Here is a 17,986-nt window from a genome sequence, read left to right on the forward strand (position 1 = left end):
CGGCCGGCCCGTCGGACGGGATTCGGACGTGGACAGCGACGACACGACCGGTCCTTCCTCAGGTAATCTCTCGGTGCAAGAGCCCCTTGCGCCATTGCGCCAGGGGCTTCGTCTATCTCGGGGCAGACAGCGGCCTACGCAGGATGCCCCAACCGGAAGGGGTGTACGCCTGTGCCGGCACTCGTGCTCGTTGGCGCCCAGTGGGGAGACGAGGGCAAGGGGAAGGCCACCGACCTCCTCGGCGGCTCCGTCGACTACGTCGTCCGCTACCAGGGCGGCAACAACGCCGGTCACACGGTGGTCATCGGCGACCAGAAGTACGCCCTGCACCTGCTGCCTTCCGGCATCCTCAGCCCGAACGTGACACCGGTGATCGGAAACGGCGTCGTCATCGACCCGGGCGTGCTGCTCTCCGAGCTCGACGGCCTGAACCAGCGCGGCATCGACACCTCCAAGCTGCTGATCTCGGGCAACGCCCACCTGATCACCCCGTACCACCGCACCCTGGACAAGGTCACCGAGCGCTTCCTCGGCAAGCGCCGGATCGGCACCACCGGGCGCGGCATCGGTCCGTCCTACGCGGACAAGATCAACCGCGTCGGCATCCGCGTGCAGGACCTGTTCGACGAATCGATCCTGCAGCAGAAGATCGAAGCGGCCCTGCACGACAAGAACCAGATCCTGGTCAAGCTCTACAACCGCCGCGCCATCCCGGCCGACCTGGTGCTGCAGGAGTACCTGGGCTACGCCGACCGGATCAAGCCCTTCCTGGCCGACACCACCCTGGTCCTGGACCAGGCGCTCAAGGACAACAAGGTCGTCCTGCTGGAGGGTGGCCAGGGCACCCTGCTGGACGTGGACCACGGCACGTACCCCTTCGTGACCTCGTCCAACCCGACCTCCGGCGGCGCCTGCACCGGTGCCGGCATCGGTCCCACCAAGATCGACCGGGTCATCGGCATCCTGAAGGCGTACACCACCCGCGTCGGCTCGGGCCCGTTCCCGACCGAGCTGCTGGACGCCGACGGCGAGGCGCTGCGCCGGATCGGCGGCGAGCGCGGTGTCACCACCGGCCGCGACCGCCGCTGCGGCTGGTTCGACGCGGTGATCGCCCGCTACGCCACCCGGGTCAACGGCCTGACCGACTTCTTCCTCACCAAGCTGGACGTGCTCACCGGCTGGGAGCAGATCCCGGTCTGCGTCGCGTACGAGATCGACGGCCGCCGGGTCGAGGAGCTCCCGTACAACCAGTCCGACTTCCACCACGCCAAGCCGATCTACGAGACGCTGCCCGGCTGGAACGAGGACATCAGCAAGGCGAAGACCTTCACCGACCTGCCGAAGAACGCGCAGGCGTACGTGAAGGCGCTGGAGGAGATGTCGGGCGCCCCGATCTCCGCGATCGGCGTCGGCCCCGGCCGCGACGAGACCATCCAGATCAACTCCTTCATCTAGTCGCCCGGGCCTGCCTGCAGGCCGGCCGTGAAAGGGCCCGCACCGAGTCGGTGCGGGCCCTTTCACATGGGTCCGGAACTTTGAACTAGTTCATACAGCTATTGCACATAGTTCAACTTGCGGCTAGCGTGCGGCAGATGACCGCCAAGCCGCCCGCCCCCGTCACCCTCGCCGGCGCCCACGTCCGCCTGGAGCCCTTCGACCGGGCCCACCTGACCGACCTGTTCGCGGCGACCGGCCGGGACGAAGAGGTGTGGCGGTGGATCCCGGTACCCGTCCCACAGACCGAGCACCAGCTCGCCGAGCGAATCGGCGCCTGGCGGGACAACGGCTTCCTGCCGTTCGCGGCGGTCGGCCAGGAGACCGGCCGCGCCATCGGCCTGACCTGCTACCTGGACATCAGCACCGCCGACGAGCGGTTGGAGATCGGCGGCACCTTCTACGCCCGCTCCCACTGGCGCACCGCGGTCAACACCGAGGCCAAGCTGCTGCTGCTCGCCCACGCCTTCGAGGAACTGGACATGGGCCGGGTCTGCTGGAAGACCGACAGCCGCAACGAGCGCTCTCGAAACGCCATCAGCCGCCTCGGCGCCCGGTACGAGGGCACCCACCGCCGTGACCGCCACTGCCCGGACGGCACCTTCCGGGACACTGTGTACTTCTCGATGCTGCGTGACGAGTGGCCGGCCGCGAAGGCCCGCCTGACCGAACGCCTGGCGGCTGGCTAGACCGACCGGGCCCGCGCGCGCCGCACGGCCGACCGGGCGCCGCGTGCTCGGGCCGGGTGACCGGTCTCCCGGGAAGTCCAGAGGCCCCCGGTCCGCTGTCGGATTACCCGAGTAGCATCCCGCTATGACGCAGTCCGACGCCGCACCCGCAGGTAGACGCCGCTCAGGGTTTGTCGCCCTGGGCATGGTCGGCACGCTCGCGCTGGCGCTGACCAGCTGTTCGTCCAGCAACAACCCGCCCCGGCGCTGTGTGGACCCGGGCACCCTCAAGGTCCTGGACAACCACTCCTGCACCGACAGCAAGTCCACCGGCCGCTGGTACTACTGCGGTTCGGGCACCACGATCGCCGCCGGAGGCACCTTCGACAAGGCCGCCACCAAGCGCGGCGGCTTCGGCTGCCCCAAGCCCTCCCACACCGGCGGCGGCTGACGGGCCGTGCGACGCCGCACCATCGAACCCCGCCCCGGCTGGCGGCAGACCGTGGAGGGCCAGGGCCTGCTGTACGCCGTCTGCGACGACCCCCGCAATCCCGGCCAGGAGTACGCCTACTGGGACGAGAGCGCGTACTACGAGTTCTCGTCGCCCGAGGTCGAGCGGCTGGAGGGTGTGGTCGAGGAGCTGCACGAGCTGTGCCTGCGGGCCGCCGACCACGTGGTGCGCGAGCGCCGCTTCGCCGACTACGGCATCACCGACCCCGGGCTGGCCGAAGCGGTGGCCGAGTCCTGGCGGCGGCGCGACGAACAGCCCTCCGTGTACGGCCGGTTCGACCTCGCGTACGACGGCAGCGGCCCGGCCAAGCTCTTCGAGTACAACGCCGACACCCCGACCTCACTGATCGAGGCGGCCAGCCCGCAGTGGTTCTGGATGGAGGAGCGCTTCCCCGGCGCCGACCAGTGGAACTCGCTGCACGAGCGGCTGGTCGACGCCTGGGCCCGGCAGAAGCACCTGCTGCCGCCCGGCCCGGTGCACTTCGCGCACTCGCGCGGGGACACCGAGGGCGAGGACTGGATGACCACCCTCTACCTCCAGGAGACCGCCGAACAGGCCGGGCTGACCACGGTCGGCATCGCGATGGAGGACATCGGCTGGGACCCGCTCTCCGGCCGCTTCGTGGACCTGCAGCAGCGCTACATCCGGTCCGTCTTCAAGCTCTACCCGTGGGAGTGGCTGGCCACCGACGAGTTCGCCGGGCAGCTGCTCGACGGACTGGACCAGGGCGGCGGCACCGGCAGCACGCTGTGGATCGAGCCCGCCTGGAAGATGCTGCTCTCCAACAAGGCGCTGCTGGCGGTCCTCTGGGAGCTGTTCCCCGGCCACCCCAACCTGCTGCCCGCCTACCTCGACGGCCCGCGCGAGCTGGCCGATCCCGGCGGGCCCGGCTACGCGGCGAAGCCGCTGCTCGGCCGCGAGGGCGCGGGGGTGCGGATCGTCGCCCCGGACGGATCGCGGAGCCGGCTGGCCGACTGGGCCGGCGACCCCGACCGCTACGGCGCCGAGGGCTACTGCTACCAGCAGTTCTGCCCGCTGCCGGAGTTCGACGGCAACCGCCCCGTCCTCGGCACCTGGGTGGTGGACGGCGAATCCGCCGGCCTCGGCATCCGCGAGACCGAGGACAGCCTGATCACCCACCAGGGCGCCCGCTTCCTGCCGCACGTCATCGTCTGAGCCGCGCTACCGCACGTGTTCCTTGAGGATCTCGGTGTCGTCCAGGGTGATGCCGACCGGGTCGGGGATGGCCACGGTGTCCCCGAAGAAGTACGTCCGCGCGTGGTACCGGCCGTCGACCGGGTCCGAGTGGACGACGATCTCCCCCCGCTCGCGGTCGACGAGCAGGTAGACCGGGATGCCCGACTGCGCGTAGGCGGCCGGCTTCTCCCGCAGGTCGCGCTGGTCCGCGTCCCGGTCGTACGAGGTCACCTCGACGACCATCAGCACCCGGTCCGCGTCGGCCCACTCACCGTGGCCGGTGAAAGCTCCGTCCGGCGCCAGGGTGCCGTCCGGCCGGGCCCGGCCCGACCGGTACTCCTCGACGATCAGGCCGCGCTCCGGATAGAGCCACAGATCGGGCCGCTGCTGCATACAGCGCTTCTGAAGCCACTTGATGATCTCGTCGTGGTCCCCGTCCGGAACCGGCTTCACTCCGATCCTGCCGTTGATGAACTCCAGCCGGACGTCGTCGCGCTCTGCGGTGGCGGCGAGGTTCTCGAAGGCCTCGGCGCTCATCTGGGGCGAATCGGCGATCGCAGTCATCTCCCGCTCCTCGTCACGGTCCGGTGGCGGTTCCAGCACCGACGGGTACAACGAGAGTCTATGCACGCGGTCACGCGCCGGAATGGGCGCGGACACCGTGCGGTTTGATTGGTGCATGGCTTCTCGTGCACGTGTACGCGCCCCCGAACTGGTCGGCAAGGGCGGCTGGCTCAACACCGGCGGCAAGGAACTCACCCTGGGTGATCTCCGAGGCAAGATCACCATCCTGGACTTCTGGACGTTCTGCTGCATCAACTGCCTCCATGTCCTGGACGAACTACGGGAATTGGAGGAGAAGCACCGCGACACCGTGGTGATCGTCGGCGTGCACTCCCCCAAGTTCGTGCACGAGGCCGACCACCAGGCCGTGCTGGACGCCGTCGCGCGCTACGAGGTGCACCACCCGGTGCTGGACGACCCGGAGCTGGCGACCTGGAAGCAGTACGCCGTCCGGGCCTGGCCGACGCTGGTGGTGATCGACCCCGAGGGGTACGTGGTCGCGCAGCACGCGGGAGAGGGACACGCGCACGCGATCGCCACACTGGTCGAGGAGCTGGAGGCCGAGCACCAGGCCAAGGGCACGCTGCGGCGCGGCGACGGCCCGTACGTGGCGCCCGAGCCGGAGGCGGGCGACCTGCGCTTCCCCGGCAAGGCCGTCCGGCTGCCCGGCGGGACCTTCCTGGTCGCCGACTCCGGCCACCACTCGCTGGTCGAGCTCGCCGAGGACGGCGAGACGGTGCTGCGGCGGATCGGTGACGGCGAGCGCGGCCTGGTGGACGGCACCGCGCCCCGGTTCAGCGAGCCGCAGGGCCTCGCCCTCGTCCCGGCCGAGCTGGGTCTGGACTACGACGTGATCGTCGCCGACACGGTCAACCACGCGCTGCGCGGCGTCCGGCTGGCCGACGGCCGCGTCACCACGCTGGCCGGCAGCGGGCGCCAGTGGTGGCAGGGCTCGTCCACCGAGGGCCCGGCCCGCGAGGTGGACCTCTCCTCGCCGTGGGACGTCGCCCACTTCGACGGCCGGTTCTGGATCGCCATGGCCGGGGTGCACCAGCTGTGGGCGTTCGACCCGCTGGCCGGCACCGTCGGCGTCGCGGCCGGCACCACCAACGAGGGCCTGGTGGACGGCCCGCTGACCGAGGCCTGGTTCGCCCAGCCGTCCGGGCTGGCGGCCTCGGCCGACGGCGAGCGGCTCTGGGTGGCCGACTCGGAGACCTCCGCCCTGCGCTGGGTTTCACGTGAAACCCAGTCCGCGCACACCGCCGTCGGCACCGGCCTGTTCGACTTCGGGCACCGCGACGGCGCCGCCGGCCAGGCGCTGCTGCAGCACCCGCTCGGGGTCACCGTGCTGCCCGACGGCTCGGTCGCGATCGCCGACACCTACAACCACGCCCTGCGCCGGTACGACCCGGCGAGCGGCGAGGTCACCACGCTGGCGACGGACCTGCGCGAACCCTCGGGCGCGGTGCTGGTGGAGGGCGACGTCGTGGTGGTCGAGTCGGCCAGGCACCGGCTGACCCGGCTGCGGCTGCCCGAGGAGGCCGTCCGGGTCGAGTCGGTGGCGCACCGCACCCAGCGGGCGGCCACCGAGGTCGCCCCGGGCAGGCTGCGGCTGGACGTGGTCTTCTCGGCGCCCGCCGGCCAGAAGCTGGACGAGCGCTACGGCCCGTCCACCCGGCTGCTGGTCAGCGCGACGCCGCCCGAGCTGCTGGTCTCCGGGGCGGGCGCGGACACCGCGCTCTCCCGGGAGCTGGTGCTCTCCGCCGAGGTGGCCGAGGGTGTGCTGCACGTGTCCGCGATGGCCGCCTCCTGCGACGACGATCCGGAGATCGAGTTCCCCGCCTGCCACGTCCACCAGCAGGACTGGGGCGTCCCGGTGAAGCTCACCGCCGACGGCGCCACCCGCCTCCCGCTCGTCCTGGCCGGCATGGAGTAACTTCCGCCTACGGCAAGGGCGTTGGAGGGAAAGAGAGCAGGCCAGGGCGCGGGGAAGTGCGCCCTGGCCTGCTCGCCCTGCCAGCTGCTCAGCCCTCCAGGAAGGCCTTGACGGCACTGGCCAGCAGGTACGGGTCGTCCGCGCCGCAGAGCTCGCGGGCCGAGTGCATGGAGAGCGCGGCGATGCCGCAGTCCACGGTGGTGATGCCGAGGCGGGCCGCGGTGATCGGGCCGATGGTGGTGCCGCAGGGCATGGCGTTGTTGGAGACGAAGGTCTGCCACGGCACACCCGCCTTCTCGCAGGCGGCCGTGAACACCGCCCGGCCGACCGCGTCGGTGGCGTACCGGTTGTTGACGTTGACCTTGAGGATCGGCCCGCCGTTGGGCAGCGGGTGGTGGCCCGGCTCGTGCCGCTCGCTGTAGTTGGGGTGGACGGCGTGGCCCATGTCGGAGGAGAGGCAGACCGTGCCGGCCAGCGCCCGAGCGCGGTCCTCGGCAGTGCCGCCGCGCGCGTACACGCTGCGGTCCAGCACGTTGCCCAGCAACGGACTCTGCGCGCCGGTGTCGGACTCGCTGCCGGTCTCCTCGTGGTCGAAGGCGGCCAGCACCGGGATGTACGGCAGCTCGGCGCCCGCGACGGCGGCGAGCGCGGCGGTCGCGGCGTGCACCGAGAGCAGGTTGTCCAGCCGGGGGGCGGCCAGCAGCTCGCGGTCCCGGCCCAGGTAGGCGGGCGGCTGCACGTCATGGGTCATCAGGTCCCAGCCGATGACGTCCGACGCGGCCACCCCGGCCCGCTCGGCGACGAACTCGATCAGCGACCCCTCGGTGACCTCACCCAACCCCCAGATCGGCGTGAGGTGGCGCTGCTTGTCCAGCTTGAGGCCCTCGTTGACCTGACGGTCCAGGTGGATGGCCAACTGCGGTACGCGCAGCAGCGGTTCGTCGATCTGCACCAGCACGGTGCTGCCGTCGCGCAGTGCGAGCCGCCCGGACAGGCCGAGGTCGCGGTCCAGCCAGGTGTTCAGCGGCACTCCGCCGTAGATCTCCACGGCCACCTGCCGCCAGCCCGCTGAACCGGTGTCAGGCAGCGGCTTGACCCGCAGGTTCGGCGAGTCGGTGTGCGTGCCGACCACGCGGAACGGCGTCTCGGGGCCGGCCCCCTCGGGCACGTACCAAGCGATCAGCGCACCGCCCCGGATCAGGTACCGGCCGCCGGGGGCCGCGTCCCAGGCATCGGTCTCCCGGACCCGCCGGAACCCGGCCTTCTCCAGCCGCTCCGCAGCGCTGGCCACGGCGTGGAACGGCGACGGCGAGGCGCTCAGGTAGGCGATCAGGTCGTCGGTGTGCGTTCGGTCGAAGGCGGCCTGACGGGCGGCGGTTGACATGCTGCTCCTGAGTTGAGGGAGGGCGGAAACCGGATGGGGGACCGGCTTCGCCCTTGAGCATATGCCCGTACACGGACACGGCACGGGGAACCCGGAAACAGTGACGGGATGGTGAAGATCGGCGTTTGCCCGTGCGGTCCACGCCCTGCTCCGGCGGGCCTCCGGGCGACGGACCCACCGGCCGGAGCGACGGGCCTCCGGGCGGCGAAACGCCGCGGGGCCCGGCTGGTTGCAACCGGGCCCCGCGACGTGAGGGTGTGTCAGGCAGTCACCTGGGCCTTGCTCAGAAGGCCTCCTCCGCAAGCTGCATGATCTCGTTGTCGACACCCTCGGCGATCTGGCGCTGGGAGGCGACGGTCGGCAGGATGTTGCGGGCGAAGAAGCGGGCGGCCGCGACCTTGCCCTGGTAGAAGGCGACGTCCTTGTCGGCCGCGCCGGCCTCCAGCTTGGCCAGGGCGACGACGGCCTGACGGAGCAGCAGCCAGCCGACCACGACGTCGCCGGAGACCATCAGCAGACGGGTGGCGTTCAGGCCCACCTTGTACATGTTCTTGACGTCCTGCTCGACCGAGGAGAGGTCGGCGAGCATCTTGCCGACGATGGCCTCCAGGTCGCCGGCGGCCTTGCCGAGCAGCTCGCGCTCGGCGGCCAGGGCGTCGCCGCCCTCGTTCCCGCCGAGGAACTTCTGGATCCGCTCGGAGACCGCGGTCAGCGCCTGGCCGCCGTCCTTGACGATCTTCCGGAAGAAGAAGTCCTGGCCCTGGATCGCCGTGGTGCCCTCGTAGAGGGTATCGATCTTGGCGTCGCGGATGTACTGCTCGATCGGGTACTCCTGCAGGTAGCCGGAGCCACCGAAGGTCTGCAGGGACTGGGCGAGCTGCTCGTAGGACTTCTCGGAGCCGTAGCCCTTGACGATCGGCAGCAGCAGGTCGTTCAGGCGCTCGGCGGCCTCGTCGCTCTCGCCGCGCAGGCGGGCGGCGATCACGTCGTCCTGGACGGAGGCGGTGTACAGCACCAGGGCGCGCATGCCCTCGGCGTACGCCTTCTGGGTCATCAGCGAGCGGCGCACGTCCGGGTGGTGGGTGATGGTGACGCGCGGGGCGGTCTTGTCCAGGAACTGGGAGATGTCCGCGCCCTGCACGCGCTCCTTGGCGTACTCCAGCGCGTTCAGGTAACCGGTGGAGAGGGTGGCGATCGCCTTCGTGCCGACCATCATCCGAGCGAACTCGATGATCTTGAACATCTGGCGGATGCCGTCGACCTTCTCGCCGAGCAGCCAGCCCTTGGCCGGGTGCTTGGCACCGAAGGTCATCTCGCAGGTGTTGGAGGCCTTCAGGCCCATCTTGTGCTCGACGTTGGTGGCGTAGACGCCGTTGCGCTCGCCGAGCTCGCCGGTCTCCCAGTCGAAGTCGTACTTCGGCACGATGTAGAGGCCGAGGCCCTTGGTGCCCGGCTTGCCGCCCTCGGGGCGGGCCAGCACCAGGTGGATGATGTTGTCGGACATGTCGTGCTCACCGGAGGTGATGAAGCGCTTCACACCCTCGATGTGCCAGGAGCCGTCCTCCTGCTTGACCGCCTTGGTGCGGCCGGCGCCGACGTCCGAACCGGCGTCCGGCTCGGTCAGCACCATGGTGGCGCCCCAGAGGCCCTCGACCATGTGCTGGGCGACCTTCTGCTGCTCCTCGGTGCCCTCGTCGTAGACGACGCCGGCGAAGGCCGGGCCGGAGGAGTACATCCAGATCGCCGGGTTGGAGCCGAGGATCTGCTCGGCGTAGGCCCAGACCAGCGAGGACGGGGTGACCTGGCCGCCGATGCCCTCCGGGATGCCCAGACGCCACCACTCGGCGTCCATGTACGCCTGGTAGCTCTTCTTGAACGTGGCCGGGATCGGGGCGGTGTTGGTCTCGGGGTCGAAGACCGGCGGGTTGCGGTCGGTGTCGGTGAACGAGGCGGCCAGGTCGTTCTCGGCCAGGCGCGAGATCTCGCTGAGGATGTTCTTCGCGGTGTCGACGTCCATGTCGGCGAACGGACCGGTGCCGTACACCTGGTCGCGGCCGAACACCTCGAAGAGGTTGAACTCCACGTCCCGCAGGTTGGACTTGTAGTGACCCATGACCGTTCTCTCCGGTTCGTCGCTTCCGGGGGTCCGCCGCTACGAGCGCCCCACTTACCCACCAGTAGAGCCCATGATGCTACCCGTTGGTAACTTGTTCAAGCCCCTGTTTCACCCTTCCGATGCGAAAGTCCTATGAAGGTGGTCACGTCCCCTCCGGACCGCACCCCACAACCCGATGGCACCACGAGTTGTCCGGATCGGCCGCCCCACGGAGCCCCTTGATCCCGATAGCCTGTCCCCGTGTACGGCTACGACCAGAGCACCTACCAGGGCGACCCCTACCAGCAGCAGGCGGGGATGAACGGCATGCCCGGCCCCGGCCCGTACGGAGAGCAGCAGACCGCGTCCCAACAGTCGCTCTACCCGGAGCCCTCGCCGCCCTCACTCGCGGACGCCGTCCGGGCCTTCACCACCGGCTCGATGACGGTCGAGGACTTCCAGGCCATCTTCATCACCTCCAAGGTGCACTGCCCGCGCGGCGACCGCCCCGGCTTCCTGGCCCTGCACAACACTCCGACCCCGGTGATCCCGATGTTCAGCTCGCTCAAGGAGTTGCGCCGCTACGCAGGCAAGGAGTCCAAGCACTTCAGCGTGACCGGCGCCGAGGTGCTGGACCTGCTGCCGACCGGGTACGGCTTCGCCCTGGACATGGAGGGCGAGCACCGGATGGTCTTCGACGCCAAGGCGGTCGAGCAGATGGTCGACTTCACCATGCGGCGGATGTACGGCTGACACCCCCGTGGCGGGCCGACCCGGGCCTGCCACGACCCAGGCGGCACCCGGCCGGTCGCGCACACCCGAACGGGGCACTGCCCCGACCATATGGTTCAACTTTCAACTTGCTTCTAGTTGAGAATTGAACTAATCTGCTGGACGTAGGCCACAGACCCCGAAGGAGGCCGACATGCCCGCCGTGACCGTCGAGAACCCGCTGACGCTCCCCCGCGTCGCCACCCCTGATCCCGCCGCGAACACCGCCCGTCCGGTCCTCACGGTGGTCACCGCCCCCGAGGGCTACGAGGGCGAGGGCTTCCCGGTGCGCCGCGCCTTCGCCAAGATCAACACCAAGTACCTCGACCCGTTCATCATGATGGACCAGATGGGTGAGGTGGAGTACGCGGCGGGCGAGCCCAAGGGCACCCCGTGGCACCCGCACCGCGGCTTCGAGACGGTCACCTACCTGATCGACGGCGAGTTCATCCACAAGGACTCGCACGGCGGCGGCGGGCACCTCGGCGGCGGTGACACCCAGTGGATGACGGCCGGCTCGGGCATCCTGCACATCGAGACCCCGCCCGAGCAGCTGGTGATGACCGGCGGGCTGTTCCACGGCATCCAGCTGTGGGTCAACCTCCCGGCCGCCGACAAGATGACCGCGCCGCGTTACCAGGACATCCACGGCGGACACGTCAAGCTGCTCTCCACCCCGGACGGCGGCGCGGTCCTGCGCCTGATCGCCGGCGAGCTGGACGGCCACCGGGGCCCGGGCGTCACCCACACCCCGATCACCCTGCTGCACGCCACCGTCGCCCCGGGCGCCAGGCTCACCATCCCCTGGCGCAGCGACTTCAACGCGCTGGCGTACGTCCTGAACGGCGACGGCACGGTGGGCGACGAGGCCCGCCCGATCCGTACCGGGCAGGCGGCGGTCTTCGGCGAGGGCGACACCCTCACCATCTCCGCCGACGCCAGGCAGGAGTCCCGGCACCCCAACCTGGACGTGATCGTCCTGGGCGGACAGCCGATCCGCGAGCCGGTCGCCTGGTACGGGCCGTTCGTGATGAACAGCCACCGCGAACTGGAGCAGGCCATGCGGGACTTCCAGTCCGGTGCCTTCGGCCAGCCGACCGACTGACCCCGCGCCCGGGGGCCCGGACCGCACCGTCCGGCCCCCGACGCCGTTCCGGGCAGTGCGGACACGCCGTCGGGCCGGGGACCGCGGGGCCGGTGACGGACATTCGGCGCCGCCGCGATCCGCCGTCAGATCCTGGCGTAGAGCGCCGAGGCGTCGTCGTGGGCCTTGCCCCGGGGCCAGCGCTCGCACCTGGCGTCGGCCCGCTCCACCACCCTGACCCGGGCGATCAGCTCGGCCGGCCCAGACTCGGCGAGCAGGCGCAGCGCGTCCGACCAGCTGCCGAGCCCGAACCGCTCGGTGAACCGCGAGGCGCCATCGGTCACGGCGGCCACCGCGTGCAGTGCGGACAGCGGGACGAACCCGGTCTCCGCCCGGGCCGCGGCCTTGGGGGTGGCGGCGGCGATCCACGGGCCGTGGCCGGTGTTCCGGGCAGCGCGGAGGGCCAGTGCGTACCGCAGGTGCAGGGCCTCCCGTTCGGCCGAGCCCGGGACGCTCGCCCATACCTGGCGCCGCAGCTGCTCGCCGCCGGGGAAGCGCTGGTTGTCGCCGATCACCCGGGGCGGACCGTCCTTGGGGTGCAGGATCAGTAGCGAGTCGCCGAGCACCAAGTACTCCAGCGATTTGCCGTGCAAGCGGGCGGCGACCACCATCGCGGCCGGGGTGTTCGGGTGGGCCAGGTCGCAGCGCCCGCCGTGCAGGGCAGCCGTCTCCACGATCGCGTCGGCCAGGCACTCGGAGATCGACCGGTCCGACCGGTCGGTGAGCCGGGCCAGCAGATGTACCCCCAGGCGGCGTACGTACCAGGCGGTTCCGTGCCGGCAGCCGGACTCCATCCCGGGGGGTGAACTCGAGCCGTCGAGCAGTACCAGTGCTTCGGGCGAGGCGGCCGCGAAGTCCTCGGTCTGCCGGCCCGGCTCCTGCGGTTCCCCAGCGAGCTCTACCTGCATGCCACCCAGTGTGGCGGGCCGACGGGGAGCCGGACAGAGGACCGCCGATGATCCCTCGAAGGGGGCACGGGCCGTGGCAGCGGATGACAAAGGGATGAATTCCGACATACCGTCGGTGCTGGCTGCCGTTGGGCACTCACCGCGCTTTCATCGAGTTCTCTGGAGCCCGCCGTGATGGTCCTTCAGTTCATCGTCCTCGTGATCGCCTCGATCGGCTTCCCGGTCGCCGTGCTGCTGTTCCTGATCGGCGGGCCGAAGTTCCGGCCGCCCCGCCAGTGACCTGCCCCGGCGGGAAAATTGGGACGCCGACGGCGTTCGGCGTGGGATGGTGAGCCCTGCACATCAGCTCTCGTCCAGGAGGTCACGCATGAGCAACGACGCAGCCGAACCCGTCGAGCCGCAGGCGCCGGAGGCCGCGCCGGGCGACCCGGACGACCTGAAGGCGAAGTTCCGTGCCGCCCTCCAGCACAAGCACGGCGGCCGCGGCGGCGTCGGCGGTCCGGGCTCCGACGGATCGAAGATCCACGGCGCCCACTCGGCGGCCGGCGGCAAGCGCACCTTCCGGCGCAAGAGCGGCGGCTGAGCAGCGCCCGTCGACGGGGCGCGGGCTCGGTGCGGCCGACCGCGCCCCGGACGGGTCCACCACGCGGCGGCAGTGCCCCTACGGCGTGCCCCCGGGGCCGCTGCCGCCGAGGCGCGGCGCCAGGGCACGCCTGGTGCTACCGCGGCGGCGCAGCGCCGGGCGCCCCGCCGAACACCGGCTCGATCTGCGAGGCCCAGGCGATCAGCCGTTCGTCCGTGCTCTCCGCGCCGACCAGTTGCACCCCCAGCGGCAGCCCTCCGGGCGCACGGCCCGCCGGCAGGGTGACCGCGGGCAGGCCCGCGTGGCTCCAGGGCAGCGACATGACCGCGTCCCCCGTACTGCCCAGCCCGAGCGGTGCCGGCCCGGTGGCCGCCGGGGTCACCCACAGGTCGACGCCCTGCGCCGCCATGACGTCCGCGATCCGGCGCCGGTAGGAGCTCCTGGCCTGGAGCGCCGCCGCGTACGCCACCCCGTCGATCTCCCGGCCGCGCCGGATCGCCGCCGCCGTCCCGGGCCGGTACAGCGCCGCGAAGCGGGGGAACAGCTCGGCGTGCACCCGGGCCAGCTCGTAGCCGCTGATGGTCCGGAAGGTCCGTACCACGTCGTCGAAGTCGGGCAGCAGCACCGACACCTCGCGGACCGGCAGACCGCACCCGCGCAGCGTGTCCAGCTGCCGGGCGAAGGCCGCCCGGGCGAGCGGCCCGGCGTGTTCCAGGTACGGGCCCACCGGGACCCCGAGCGCGGGCGGTCCGTCCCCCGCGACCGGCGACCAGTCGTCGCACAGGACTGACGCCGCCAGCGCCGCGCCCGCCAGGTCGGTGGTGAAGGTGCCGATGGTGTCCAGGGTCGGCGCGCCGGCGAGCACCCCGTCGGTCGGGATCCGCCCGTACGTCGGCCGGAAGCCCACCACCCCGCAGTACGCTGCCGGGCGGATCACCGACCCTACGGTCTGGGTGCCGATGGCCAGCGGCACCAGGCCCGCGGCGACCGCCGCCGCCGAACCGCTGCTGGAGCCGCCGGGCGTGTGCCCGGGGTTGTGCGGATTCCGGGTCGGCCCGGGCGCGTCGATCGCGAACTCGGCGGTCACGGTCTTGCCCGCCACCACCGCGCCCGCCGCCCGCAGCCGGTCCACCACCTCGGCCTGCGGCCCGCTGAGCACGCCCGGCGGCAGCGCGGACCCGGCATGGGTGGGCAGGCCGTCCACCTGGATCACGTCCTTGACCCCGACCGGCACTCCGTACAGGCTGGGCGGCTCGGTCCGTCCGGCGCATGCCCAGGCCGCGTCGGTCCGCCGGTAGCGGGCCTCGACCGCTCGGGCCTCGGCGGTCAGCCGCGCGTGCCGGCCGGGTTCGGGGGTGAAGGCCCGGACGACCGAATCGGTCCGCTCGATGCGGTTGCACAGCCGCTCGACCTCGACGGCCGGGCCCTGATCACCGGCGCGCAGGGCGGCTGCCGCGGGCACCAGCGGGATCGGTGGCTCCATGACTCCACGCTACGGCGCCGGGGCCCGCGGGCCCGCGCCGCGACGCCCGCGCACCACCGGGATTCCTCCGGCCACCGCCTGCGCTCCGGGTTCCCCTGGCCGGTGCGCCGAGGGCGCTGTGATGCCGGTCCACCCCGGCGGTTGGCGGCGACCCGGCCGCACCCGCGTCCGGTCGCGCCTCCATCACCCCAACCACCTACCCCGGCAACGGACTTGGCTGCCACAATGGCCCTGGCGGATCACCGGTGAGGGCGCCGGGAGCTCAGGAGACCGCGCGCAGCAGCGAACCGTCCCGGCGCTTGAGGATCTTGTCGAAGCTGACGATCGCCCCGCGCAGCGGATGGTTCCGCAGCTGGACGTGGTCGGTGAGCGCGTGGATCAGGAAGAGCCCGCGGCCGCTCTCCGCGTCGAGTGCCGGCAGGTCGGGCCCCGCGCACTCCGACAGCACGCTCGCTCCGCCCAGGTCGGCGAGGCCGGCGTCCCACAGCGCGGTGGCCGACGGGCGGAGCGAGGGGCAGGGCAGGACATGGGTGTCGTACGGTGCGGGGCGGTCGGTGTGCCGGGGACGGTACGCGGTCAGCACCGGCACCGCGAGGACCGCTCGACCCCGGCGGCCGCGCCGACGTCCGGCGGCCGGACGGACGGGCCTGGCGGCCGACACCCCAGTACGCCGTGGTGTGGCCGCTCCGAGCAGCGGCACCGGGGCCGCCGCCGCGCTGGAGGCGGCGGGCAGCGCGGGTACCGGCGGTGCGGGCGGCAGCGCGAACGGCAGGGCCGAGCCCGGCAGTCCGGGGCCCGAGTCCACCACCTCGACCCGGAGCCTGTCCCCGGTGATCGAGGCGGTCACCTGGAAGCCGTCGTCGGGCCGGCCGCCCACCGCGTGCTCGACCGCGTTGGCGCAGGCCTCGGTGAGGGCCACCCCGAGGTCGTGCGCGACCTGCGGATCGACCCCGGCGGTCTCCATCGCGCTGAGCAGGATGCGCCGGGCGAGCGGAACGCTGGCCGGGTCGCGCTTGAGGTGCAGAGTCCACCAGATGTCCACGGGAGGTCCCTCCTGGCTACGGCTCCACATAGGCTGCGGCTCCACATAGAACGAGGTATCTCCGGACGATCCCACGGCGAACCGCGCGCCGCGTCCGGGACCGCCCGTTCGGCGGATGGACGGGGGCAGCAGCCTGTGCCGGGCGGCGCACTGCGCGACACGCACGCCGGGCCCGAACGGGCCAATCCGATACAGCGGCGCCCCCCTCTCTGGGCCGTGGTTGTAGGCGGTGAGATGATGTCCCGGCCATGACCGACCGCCACGCCGCCCCGCGCACAGGCGCCGCCGCCCCGGAGTTCCGGGCCCCGGCCGCCGCCTGGGACCTGCGGGTGGCCCGGGCGGTCCCGTTCGCACTGGTCTGCACGCTGATCGCGGCCGCCGGACACGCCGCGGTGGGCGGCGGGAACGTCGCCCTGCCCGCGCTCGCGGCCGGCTTCGCCGCGGTCTGCCTGGTGGCGGCGCTGCTCGGCGGCCGTGAGCGGTCGCTGGCCGCCATCGCCGGCGCGCTCGGCGCCGGGCAGCTGGGGCTGCACTGCCTCTTCCACAGCCTCTCCCCGCACCCCGCGATGGCCGGCATGCACACCGGCACCGGCCAGGACGGCCCGCTCACACTGGCGCAGGTGGCCGGACGGCTGGTCTGCGACGACTCCGGCCGCGCCGGGTTCGCCGTCCTCCCGGCGGCCTCTCCCGAGCAGCTGGTCAGCGCCGCGGGCCTCGACCCGCAGGCGTACCCGGCAGCAGCGCCGCACGACGCGCTGCTCGGGCTGACGCCCTCGATGCTGCTGGGCCACCTCGCCGCCGCCGTGGTGGCGGGCTGGTGGCTACGGCGCGGCGAGGCCGCGCTGTGGCGGCTGCTCCGGGTGACGGCCGCCGTGGCCCAGGAGTGCGCCGCCGGGCTGCGGACCGCGTTCACACTGCTCGCGACGCTACTGCTGGGCCGCGCCGCCGAGGGGCGGCCGGCCCGGCGGGCCCGTGGCCGGGCCGAGGACTGGCGACTGCCGGCCGCCGCCGCGCTGCGGCACAGCGTGATCCGGCGGGGTCCGCCGGTGGCGGCCTTCGCGCGCTGAGCCCTCCTCCCGGCAGCTTCGGCTGCGGGCGATCGGGGAGCTCCGGGCGCGTCCGCGCGCCGCCGCGTCCCAGGCAGCGGTACGAGTCCGGCCGGTGCCGTCCCAGGCGCCCGAGCCTTCGGACCGTACGAGCTCGGTACGTCACCGGCGGCGCGACCGTACGCCACCACGGCGTCACGGCACCGTCACCCCATCGCCCCGCCACGTGCGCCGCCACCGCGGCCCGCGCGTGCGCCCACCGCCGTTGGAGAACATCCCGATGCGTATCACTCCTGCCCGCCGGCTCGCCGCCGTCTCCGCTGCCGCCGCCACCGCCGTGGTCGCCTTCGCCGTCCCCGCCTCCGCCCACGTCACCGTGCAGCCGGGCGACGCCCAGCAGGGCGGCTACACCGCCGTCGCGTTCCGGGTGCCGGACGAGAGCGACACCGCCTCCACCGTGAAGCTGGAGGTCAACCTGCCGATGGACCACCCGATGGCCTCGGTCCGGATCCTGCCGCTGCCGGGCTGGACCGCCACCCTGGAGAAGTCCAAGCTCGACAAGCCGCTGAAGTCGCACGGCCAGGACATCACCGAGGCCGTTTCCAAGATCACCTGGACCGCCGACGACAGCGCCAAGATCGCACCCGGCCAGTTCCAGGAGTTCAAGGTCTCGCTCGGTGCCCTGCCGACCGACACCGACAAGCTGACCTTCAAGGCACTCCAGACCTACGACAACGGCGACCTCGTCCGCTGGATCGACGAGGCCAAGGACGGCCAGCCCGAGCCGGCCCACCCGGCCCCCGTACTGACCCTCACCAAGGCCGCCGCCGCAGCCGGCGACCACCACGGCGGTGCCTCGGCCACCCCCTCGGCGGCCGCCGGCTCCTCGCAGGACGACCAGGGCGACAAGCAGACCGCAGGCAAGTCCAGCGACACCACCGCCCGTACGCTCGGCGTGGCCGGCATCGTCGTCGGCGCACTCGGCGCCGGCCTCGGTGTCGCGGGCCTGCGCCGCAGGAGCAGCGGCTCCGCCTCCTGAGACCGGCCGGGGGGGGGGGGGGGGGAACCCCCCCCCCCCCCCCCCACACCCCCCCCCCCACCCCCACCCCCCCCCCCCCCCACCCCCCCCCCCCCCCCCCCCCCCCCCCCCCCCCCCCCCC

Annotated in this window: 15 protein-coding genes and 1 pseudogene; 10 read left to right on the plus strand and 6 right to left on the minus strand. The window is 72.3% G+C overall.

The features are described from left to right. Positions 1-171: 171 nt before the first annotated feature. From ACZ5ON_RS09690 to ACZ5ON_RS09705, 4 genes are all read left to right on the plus strand, one after another. Complete coding sequence (locus ACZ5ON_RS09690; RefSeq protein ID WP_465588163.1) at positions 172-1,455, plus strand: adenylosuccinate synthase; 1,284 nt, start codon at positions 172-174, stop codon at positions 1,453-1,455. A gap of 137 nt (positions 1,456-1,592) precedes the next feature. Beyond that, positions 1,593-2,183: a GNAT family N-acetyltransferase gene (locus tag ACZ5ON_RS09695; protein ID WP_465588168.1), complete on the plus strand. Its 591-nt coding sequence runs from the start codon at positions 1,593-1,595 to the stop codon at positions 2,181-2,183. Between the two features lie 124 nt (positions 2,184-2,307). Continuing rightward, complete coding sequence (locus ACZ5ON_RS09700) at positions 2,308-2,613, plus strand: hypothetical protein (RefSeq protein WP_465588171.1); 306 nt, start codon at positions 2,308-2,310, stop codon at positions 2,611-2,613. A gap of 6 nt (positions 2,614-2,619) precedes the next feature. Beyond that, positions 2,620-3,849, plus strand: coding sequence for a glutathionylspermidine synthase family protein (locus ACZ5ON_RS09705; RefSeq protein ID WP_465588174.1), 1,230 nt, complete (start codon positions 2,620-2,622; stop codon positions 3,847-3,849). 6 nt (positions 3,850-3,855) lie between these two features. Here the strand turns inward: ACZ5ON_RS09705 and ACZ5ON_RS09710 are convergent, their stop codons facing one another. Further along, positions 3,856-4,434 (minus strand): Uma2 family endonuclease, encoded by a 579-nt coding sequence (locus ACZ5ON_RS09710; protein WP_465588177.1) that lies wholly within the window; start codon positions 4,432-4,434, stop codon positions 3,856-3,858. Positions 4,435-4,549: 115 nt separating this feature from the next. On the opposite strand from ACZ5ON_RS09710, the gene ACZ5ON_RS09715 reads away from it, so the two are divergent. Continuing rightward, the gene (locus ACZ5ON_RS09715; protein ID WP_465588180.1) at positions 4,550-6,370 is read left to right on the plus strand and encodes an NHL domain-containing thioredoxin family protein; all 1,821 of its coding nucleotides are present in this window, start codon (positions 4,550-4,552) and stop codon (positions 6,368-6,370) included. Positions 6,371-6,458: 88 nt separating this feature from the next. On the opposite strand, the gene ACZ5ON_RS09720 is transcribed toward ACZ5ON_RS09715, so the two are convergent. Together ACZ5ON_RS09720 and ACZ5ON_RS09725 are read right to left on the minus strand one after the other, a co-directional pair. Next, positions 6,459-7,754 (minus strand): M18 family aminopeptidase, encoded by a 1,296-nt coding sequence (locus ACZ5ON_RS09720; protein ID WP_465588183.1) that lies wholly within the window; start codon positions 7,752-7,754, stop codon positions 6,459-6,461. Positions 7,755-8,037: 283 nt separating this feature from the next. Beyond that, on the minus strand, positions 8,038-9,867 hold the full coding sequence (locus ACZ5ON_RS09725) for an acyl-CoA dehydrogenase (protein WP_465588186.1): 1,830 nt from the start codon (positions 9,865-9,867) through the stop codon (positions 8,038-8,040). A 243-nt stretch (positions 9,868-10,110) separates the two neighbouring features. On the opposite strand from ACZ5ON_RS09725, the gene ACZ5ON_RS09730 reads away from it, so the two are divergent. Further along, positions 10,111-10,602 (plus strand): SseB family protein, encoded by a 492-nt coding sequence (locus ACZ5ON_RS09730; protein ID WP_465588188.1) that lies wholly within the window; start codon positions 10,111-10,113, stop codon positions 10,600-10,602. 172 nt (positions 10,603-10,774) lie between these two features. Continuing rightward, positions 10,775-11,725 carry a pirin family protein gene (locus tag ACZ5ON_RS09735; protein ID WP_465588191.1) on the plus strand — a complete coding sequence of 317 codons (951 nt, stop codon included), beginning with the start codon at positions 10,775-10,777 and terminating at the stop codon, positions 11,723-11,725. Between the two features lie 125 nt (positions 11,726-11,850). Here ACZ5ON_RS09735 and ACZ5ON_RS09740 read toward each other — a convergent pair whose 3' ends face one another. Beyond that, the gene (locus ACZ5ON_RS09740) at positions 11,851-12,672 is read right to left on the minus strand and encodes an integrase (protein ID WP_465588193.1); all 822 of its coding nucleotides are present in this window, start codon (positions 12,670-12,672) and stop codon (positions 11,851-11,853) included. A 367-nt stretch (positions 12,673-13,039) separates the two neighbouring features. Between ACZ5ON_RS09740 and ACZ5ON_RS09745 the strand changes: the two genes are divergently transcribed. Continuing rightward, complete coding sequence (locus tag ACZ5ON_RS09745) at positions 13,040-13,255, plus strand: DUF5302 domain-containing protein (RefSeq protein ID WP_465588195.1); 216 nt, start codon at positions 13,040-13,042, stop codon at positions 13,253-13,255. A gap of 136 nt (positions 13,256-13,391) precedes the next feature. Here ACZ5ON_RS09745 and ACZ5ON_RS09750 read toward each other — a convergent pair whose 3' ends face one another. Next, positions 13,392-14,738: an amidase gene (locus tag ACZ5ON_RS09750; protein WP_465588198.1), complete on the minus strand. Its 1,347-nt coding sequence runs from the start codon at positions 14,736-14,738 to the stop codon at positions 13,392-13,394. Positions 14,739-15,471: 733 nt separating this feature from the next. After that, positions 15,472-15,780, minus strand: a pseudogene (locus ACZ5ON_RS09755) (ATP-binding protein); the annotation flags it as partial. A 248-nt stretch (positions 15,781-16,028) separates the two neighbouring features. Here ACZ5ON_RS09755 and ACZ5ON_RS09760 point away from each other — a divergent pair. Next, positions 16,029-16,847 (plus strand): hypothetical protein, encoded by an 819-nt coding sequence (locus ACZ5ON_RS09760; protein WP_465588201.1) that lies wholly within the window; start codon positions 16,029-16,031, stop codon positions 16,845-16,847. Positions 16,848-17,106: 259 nt separating this feature from the next. After that, positions 17,107-17,865: a YcnI family copper-binding membrane protein gene (locus ACZ5ON_RS09765; protein ID WP_465588204.1), complete on the plus strand. Its 759-nt coding sequence runs from the start codon at positions 17,107-17,109 to the stop codon at positions 17,863-17,865. Positions 17,866-17,986: the final 121 nt, after the last annotated feature.

The organism is Kitasatospora sp. NPDC032150, assembly GCF_055579945.1.